The organism is Chitinophaga varians (assembly GCF_012641275.1).
Lineage (GTDB): Bacteria > Bacteroidota > Bacteroidia > Chitinophagales > Chitinophagaceae > Chitinophaga > Chitinophaga varians_A.
In genome coordinates this window covers 1,092,811-1,100,580 of the sequence record NZ_JABAIA010000003.1, presented here as the reverse complement: position 1 = coordinate 1,100,580, position 7,770 = coordinate 1,092,811, and the positions used below count along the sequence as shown (strand labels likewise).

Here is a 7,770-nt window from a genome sequence, read left to right as displayed (position 1 = left end):
CGGTTTAATATAACTAACGGAGTAAATCGTTTATTTCCTGATCGTCCAGTCCCGCCGTGTCAAACGCCGGCATTGTTGCCGTCAGGTCTTTTTTGTGACTGATATGCGCAGCAATTGAGCGGACGTGCTCCTGCATCCGTTCCATCAGCGCCTGCATGGTGGACCGGAAATGTGCCTGGTGGTTGTAATGAAGCTGCATGATCAGCTTACCGTTTAAAATCATCGCCAGCAGCTCTACCCGGGCCGTCATGCTGTTACCGGGATCTGAATCGCTGTCGGTTGTAAGTCCGCAGAAGGAAAACAAATCATTCTCCAGCTCCTTTGAAAACTGGCCAAGGTAATTGAAACGGACCGCAGTCTGCGGTATTTCACTTTTAGCATGGGCATTGTATCGCGTTCCCCAACACATGCCGCTTTGCACCTGGTCTTTAACAGCCTTCAACAAGCCGTCTATACCGGTTGCCGGCAATTCCAGCACCTGGGGATACATTTCGGTGAGCCATCCCACCGTACGGGAAGTATCCGGCATTTCGGGATGCCTGCCATGGCTTTCGTATTCCACTACCACAACAGTTTTCCCTGTCCACTCGTGTAAAGTCTGAAGCAGGGCGGCACTCAGCAGTACCAGCATATCGCTTTCATAAAAGCGATAGGCATCCTTCAGCAACACGCCTGTCTGCGCTGCATCGAGGCCACCAACGATCTCCCTGCGGTTTATCATCCTCCAGTCGTGCGTATGAACATCCAGTGGCAGGGTAAAACCGCTGTTTTCTATTACCGGCGAAAGGGCCCTTTCCGGAAACAGGCGGATGAGCTTCTCCCGCCACCCTGCCAATGGTGCTGTCTTTTCCGGCAGTACCACCTCCCGGCCGTTTTCCAGCGCGGTGTAGCCGTGGTACAAATCTTCGAGTATAATTCTCCATGACACCCCGTCTGTCACCAGGTGATGCGCCGTTATCAGCAACAAGGATTCGCCTGCTTCAAAGGAGAACAGCGCCCCCTTCAGCAGCAAACTACCAGTGATATCGAACGCGCCTTTTACCTTCCGGTATATGGTGGTGAGACCGTCTCCCCCGACATCTCCGATACTGTACTTTTCAACTATGGACCGGGTATCTAAATGCGCAGGATTATAGAATAAGGTCTTCCGTTCTGGGTCATAGTTCATGCGCAGTCCATCATGGTGCTGTACCACATGCGAGAAAGCCTGTTCCAGCAGTTTATGATTAACGGGCCTCTTGAGCCGCAACAGTACTGATTGGTTAAAGTAGTGAGGGTTCTCAAAAGCCTGTTCAAAAAACCAGCCCTCAGCAGGAGTCATCTCCCGCTCGCCGCTGATTATACCCTGCTCATATTTGTTTTCCGCACCCGTCCTTCCGATGTGGGGGCATATCTGCTCTATGGTATGGTAGGTTAGTATGTCCCTGGCCTTTAGCAACATATTCCTGCCCAAAAGGCGGGAAGCTATCTGCACCGCTTTGATGGAATCGCCACCTGATGCATAAAAGTTGTCCCTGACGGAGCGAACGGGCGTTTCGAGCACCTCCTCCCATGCCTCTATCAATGCTGCAGCCGCTGCGTCGGTGGGTAAGGACTGTTCGGGAGCGGCCATGTTTTCCGGCTGAGGCAACGCCTTCAGGTCAGCTTTTCCGTTTGCCGTCAGTGGTATTTCTCCTATTTCTATTATACAGGACGGGAGCATGTAATACGGAAGCCTTTCGGCCAGGTAAAAACGCAGGGCCGTTTCCCTGCCCACGCTGCCGGCCTTCCACCTGATATACGCGCAAAGCAGTTTTACGCCGGCCAGGCCGGCAGTCACCGTAACAATCGTATCGTCCACATCAGGATGCTGTTTAAGACATTGTTCGATCTCCCTCAGTTCTATACGATGACCGTTCAGCTTCACCTGCTCATCCGACCTTCCGAGGAAAACCACGGTACCATCCGGCAACCTCCGGCCAATATCTCCTGTCTTGTACATCCGTTCTCCTGCGTGGAAAGGATCCGCTACAAATTTCTCCCGCGTCAGCGCTTCGTCTGCCTGGTACCCTTTGGCCAGTCCGCCGCCGGCGATATATATTTCTCCATGTACGCCGCAGGCTACTGGTTTCCGGTATTTATCCAGCAGGTAAATACGGCTGTTGGCAGCAGGTACGCCGATTGGCACCTGCGGCGTTAGCTCTTCGGGGTTAAACAGGTGGATCATACATCCAACCGTAGCTTCCGTAGGGCCATATTCGTTATAGATTTCAATGTTGCCGCCTGCCTGCTCATATATCTCCCTGGCCAGGCCGGTATCCAGTTGCTCGCCTCCTACGATGATCCGCCTAACCCGGCTTCCGGGTTTCTCCAGCCATTTGCCGGCCGCCATTATCCTAAGATGGGATGGCGTGGCTTTGATCACATCGCACTTATTGTCTGTCAACATATTCACCAGCGACAGGTTATCGCCATCCTCGCCGTAAATCACAATCCTGTTGCCCGTGATCAATGGTGTAAATATCGATGTCAGCGTCAGGTCAAACGAAACGGACGTATAAAGCGGCATCGTTACCTGTGCACCGCGGATATAGCTTTCAGCCGCCCAGCAGGTATAATTGATCAGCGAGCGATGGGTGATCATAACGCCCTTGGGCCTGCCGGTGGTGCCGGAGGTATATAATACATAAGAAAGATGATCAGGATCACTAACTGATAACACCTTCTTGGACGCAGCCGGCGGCACCTCTTTTATGTACAGATTAGCTACCCCCGGATACACATTCCTGTCTTTGTTGCTCTCATCGCAGATGAGCAAACGGCAACGGCTGCTTTCCAGCACATAACGCACCCTTTCTGCCGGCCAGCCAGGCTCCAAAGGCAGGTAATATCCACCGGCTTTCAGCACGGCTAATATGCTGACCAGCAGCTCCGGTGTGGCCGGCAATAAAATCGCCACCGGTGCATCCTGGCCTACCCCCTGTTCTTTCAGCCAGCCAGCCACGCGGTCCGCCTGTTCGTTCAATTCATGAAATGAGTAGGTCGTATTTCCATGCTCCACCGCAATATTTGAAGGCGTTCGCCAGACCTGCTCTTCAAACAACCGGTGAATACCGCTACCAGCTGCATATTCCCTGCCGGTGGCATTGTATTTACGGACGTACCGTTCAAATTCCGTCTCGCTGAGCATGGACCAGTCAGCAATACTGTCTGTGCCGTTACTGACGGCCCTGCGTGCAAGTTGCAGGAAGCCATCCGCAAAGGCCGCCATCGTCTCCTTCCGGAAAAGTTTTGCTGAGTATTCTATAAAACACCGCAGGGCGGGGCCGTCCTCAAAGACTTCCATCGAGATGTCATACTTTGAGGTACCGTTGTCGAAGAACCACGGTGTCAACGTGAAATCGTTGTTACTGAAGACCGGCAGTTCCATATTCTGATACAGGAACATGGTATCAAATACCGGATTACGGCTGCTGTCCGGGTCCGGCGCGATCTGGCGGACCAGATCATCGAAGGGATAATCCTGATGATGCAGCGCTTCGGCCACATGCTGCTGCTGTTTTTCCAGGAACCGCACAAAAGTGTCTTCCCCCGATACATGGCACCTGACAGCCAGGTTGTTGACAAACATACCCTGTATCTCCAGCAGATCGGGATGCCGCCTGCCGGATACCGGTATTCCGATCACCAGCTCATCCTGCCCTGTTATTTTTGACAGGAATACGGTATATACGCTGAACAGCAGTACATGCAGGGAACAATCCATTCTGCGCGCCAGTGCCCTTAGCTGTTCCGTCAGCTCTTTACCAGCCTCAAATGCGATTTTCCCTCCTTCGGTGCTCAGCACCGGGGGACGCTGAAAATCGGCAGGCAGGGACAACACCGGCAAATCACCCTGCAACTGTTGCTGCCAGTACCCGGCATGTTCCCGCAACTTTCCTGACAGCCGGTTGTCTTCTTCCCATTGCACAAAATCGCTGTATCGCAGGGACGACGGCGTACCCCCTTCGCCGTTATAGTATTCCATTAACGTTTTTACAAAAAGGGAGATAGATACGCCATCCGCTATGATATGATGAAAATCCAGGAAAAGGTAACATTCCTCCGCATCAGTATGAAGGAGCTTGGCTCTAAACAGCGGCCCTTGCCCAAGGTCAAATGGTTGTACCAGTTCCCTCAGCGCTTCACTGACCTGGTCTGGCGCACACACGATCTTCTCCAGCGTAAAATGTGTGGTCTTCTTTACAATGAATGAAGGAACGGGGTCCATACTGAAAACGGCCCGCAACATATCATGCCGGGCTATCAAATCTTTTATGCCCTGCTCCAGCTTCTCATGTTGCACGCTTCCCCGTATCCGGAAGGCCGCCGGTAAATTATAGGTAACAGTGCTTTTGTTCAGCTGCCAGAAATAGTACATTCGCCGCTGCGATGAAGACAACGGGCAATATGGTCTTTCAATGCCGGCAGGTATGGGCTGGTATCCGTTTTCCCCGTTTTGCCGGATCGCTGCTGCCAGCTCTCTGACGGTTTGCTTCGTGTAAATGAAGTCAGCAGGCAGCGCAGTGTTAAATGCTTTTGCGGCGAGAAGGCTTAATTCCGCCACTTTCAATGAGCTGAGGCCGGCTTCAAAAAAATTGCGGTGTACATCATTCCATTTTTCACCGAATATTTTTTCGCATATGTCCAGTAGTTTCCTTTCATATCCGTCAACAGAAAAACGGTTCACCTCCCCGGGCGATGCCGCTTGTTCCAGCGTTTCCATGACGTCAGCGAAGGCGCCTTCCCGGTATAGTTCCAACAACCGGAACCGCTGCAGCTTGCCACTGGTGGTACGGGGAATATCCTTTACCGGTACGACCCTGTCCAGTTCAATTCCCGCCTTCGCCCCCACCAGCGTCTTTAACGCTTGTGCTATCGAAATAAAATCGCTGATATCCCCCCGGTGAAAAACAAATGCAATACATTCCTCGCGCTGCGTGCTGCTGTTAAAATGGCCGGCAACCGCTATTTTGTTCAGTTCGATCCCTTCCACATCTTCCGCTATCTGCTCGATATCTGCAGGATAAAAATTCTGTCCGTTGACAAAGATGATGTCTTTTTCTCTACCCGTAATATACAGGCAACCATCCAGCATAAAACCCAGATCACCGGTGCGCAGCCATCCATCGGCGGTAATGGCACACGCTGTAGCCTCCTGGTTGTTATAATAACCGCAGGTTACGTTGTCTCCCTTTATATGTATATGCCCCACTGTCCCTGCCGGCACCGGCATATCCTGCCTGTCTGTGATTCTGAGGGAACAGTTCTTTACCGGTTTTCCCACATTAACCAGCGTAACAGCACTATCTCCGGGGGCAATGAGTGCCACCTGATCGCCGTCATTGAGTTGTCGTCTGTCCACACACAACGATACCACCTGGTCGGCCATTCCGGAAATAGTAACGGCAAGGCTGGCTTCCGCAAGCCCGTAAACCGGGCACATGGCGCTGCGCCGGACGCCGTAAGCGGCGCATTTATCAAGGAACTCAGCGCAAAGCCTTTCAGACACCGGCTCAGCGCCGTTGTAGATGATCCGCACCCCGGAAAGATCCCACTTCCCGGTATGCTGATCGTGTACATGCTTCAGGAAATAACGGTATCCAAAGTTCGGTGAGCAGAGCACGGTGGCTTTGTATTCATTCGCTTTCTCCAGCCATCCTGCGGGGCGGCGGACAAAGCTCTGGGTAGGCATGATATATTGGTCCATCCCGCTGAACATAGGGCTCAGATGAAACCCGATCAGTCCCATGTCATGTGTTAAGGGCATCCAGCTGAAAGTGGCGTCATCTTCGGTGTATGCCGACGCCTGTGCGATAGCATCGATATTGCAGATCAGATTGCCGTGCGTCAGCACAACTCCTTTCGGGCTACCGGTGGACCCGGACGAAAACTGGATGAAGGCAATATCCGATGGCGATACTTCTTTTACCACTCCCACACCCTGGCAGCCATTTAAATCAGCCGTATCAATTGCATTGTCGCACATGGCCAACCAGCTGTTTTCCATTCCCTGTTCCCGCGCATAGACACGCAGCTTCTGTAGATCAGGCTGTGAGACCATCATGTAGGGATTATTCAGTATCTCCCATACGTTAAATAACTTATGCCGGTGATCATCTTTTGCACCCGGTGACAGTGGTACCGGAATAATGCCACCCAGCATACAGGCCCAGAATACGATCAGAAATACCCTGTTTTCCTGGAGCGGCAACACTAATTCGTCGCCGGGGCTTATTCCCCTGCGTTGCAATAATCCCAGTACTTTCAGGGCAGCATCATACAGGTCGCCATAAGAAAGAAATTCATCTTTCCCGGTAGGTTCGATAAAGGTTATCCCTTTCAAACCTGATTTTCTCAGGTCTAAAAGCGAGGTCAATGTTTCAGGTTTCATGGTAGCTAAAAGGAATCAACAGCGGGCCACCGGACGTGCGCCCGCGCATTCTAAAATGGTTCTTTTAATTTCCGGGAGAACACGGCTCAGACATAAGCCGCGCAGCAGTGTCAGAGGACGAGATTAAGATGGCCACTGCTTTACAACAGGATAGCATTTCAAGAGAACGATGCCAGTCCGGCGTTCTGCCGGTCTTCCCGGCGCGCACAGGCCCTTTGTATGACATTATTGATGCAATCCAGTATCTGATCAGTATCATCGTGGATAAAGAAATGTCCGCCTTCAAAGTAGACCACGCTGCAGAGCGTATGGTTATGTTTTTTCCAGCCGTCGCATTGTTCCGGGGTCAGTTCATCGTCTTTACCCAGGAAGACAGAAATATCACAAGGAAGCGGCTTTGTCTCCCGGTTGTATCTTTCTTCGTCGGCAAGGCGGAAATCATTTTTCAACAGAGGCAGAAATATCTCAAGTAGCTCGGGATACTCAAAAAATTCACGGGGAGTGCCACCCAGCTGCATCACTTCCGCGCGAAACTCATCGTCCGTCATCAAAGCGTAGTTCTTTTCGGGTTTGCCTTTCACGCCGGGAGCACCTCTTCCGGAAAAAAATATATGCAGAGGTACCGGCAGGTTGTCGTGTACAATCCTCTGCGCCAGTTCAAAGGCGATCATGCTGCCCATGCTATGTCCATACAAAGCATAGTGCCCTTTTCGCACATCATCTTTTATGATCCGGTACACATCATCCACCATTTCGTCCACACTTCGGTATAAAGGTTCCTGCATACGCTTTCCTCTTCCTGCAAGTTCCACCGGTACCAGTTCAACAAACGGAAGCAGCTGCCGGTGCCATTTGTTAAATACCGCGGCTGAACCGCCCGCGTAAGGAAAACAAAACAATTTTACCTTATCCATAAAAAAGAAAGATTTACATTACATGTTAACTATTTGACGGTCCGTGTTGCGGGACGTATGCGGGCATCAGTGGCCGTAACCGGGATATTCCCCGTTTTCGTCGACCCCCGGTACATATTTCGCCTTCCATTCCATGACGGCCTGCTCGCGCTCCTCCCTGGTAGAATCCGGCATAGGCCGGTATTTGAGCACTTTGATCCAGGGTCCCTGCAAAAAAGTTTTCAAACCGTTGTCGTCAGCATTTTCAAACAGGTATCTCAGTGCATTACCAAGGTGTTCGGCCTCCCCCACGAACCTACAGTTCACCGGGTCTTTGTCTACAATGCCAAAAACGGCATATATGGCCTTTAACGATGGCAGCTGAGCGAGGTTGTCTTTTCCGTCGAGATTAAAGCGCTTGTGCCAGATCTCAAGGCTGACAGTATCCTGGTCGGTGTTGATCAT

At 51.6% G+C, this 7,770-nt stretch carries 3 protein-coding genes; all 3 read right to left on the bottom strand.

Going from position 1 to position 7,770, the window contains the following annotated elements; genetic code table 11:
- Positions 1-13 precede the first annotated feature (13 nt).
- Complete coding sequence (locus tag HGH92_RS27260; RefSeq protein WP_168873977.1) at positions 14-6,364, bottom strand: non-ribosomal peptide synthetase; 6,351 nt, start codon at positions 6,362-6,364, stop codon at positions 14-16.
- Between the two features lie 206 nt (positions 6,365-6,570).
- Entirely contained in the window at positions 6,571-7,326 is a 756-nt protein-coding gene (locus tag HGH92_RS27255) for a thioesterase II family protein (RefSeq protein ID WP_168873976.1), read from the bottom strand.
- Between the two features lie 66 nt (positions 7,327-7,392).
- Complete coding sequence (locus HGH92_RS27250) at positions 7,393-7,770, bottom strand: hypothetical protein (protein ID WP_168873975.1); 378 nt, start codon at positions 7,768-7,770, stop codon at positions 7,393-7,395.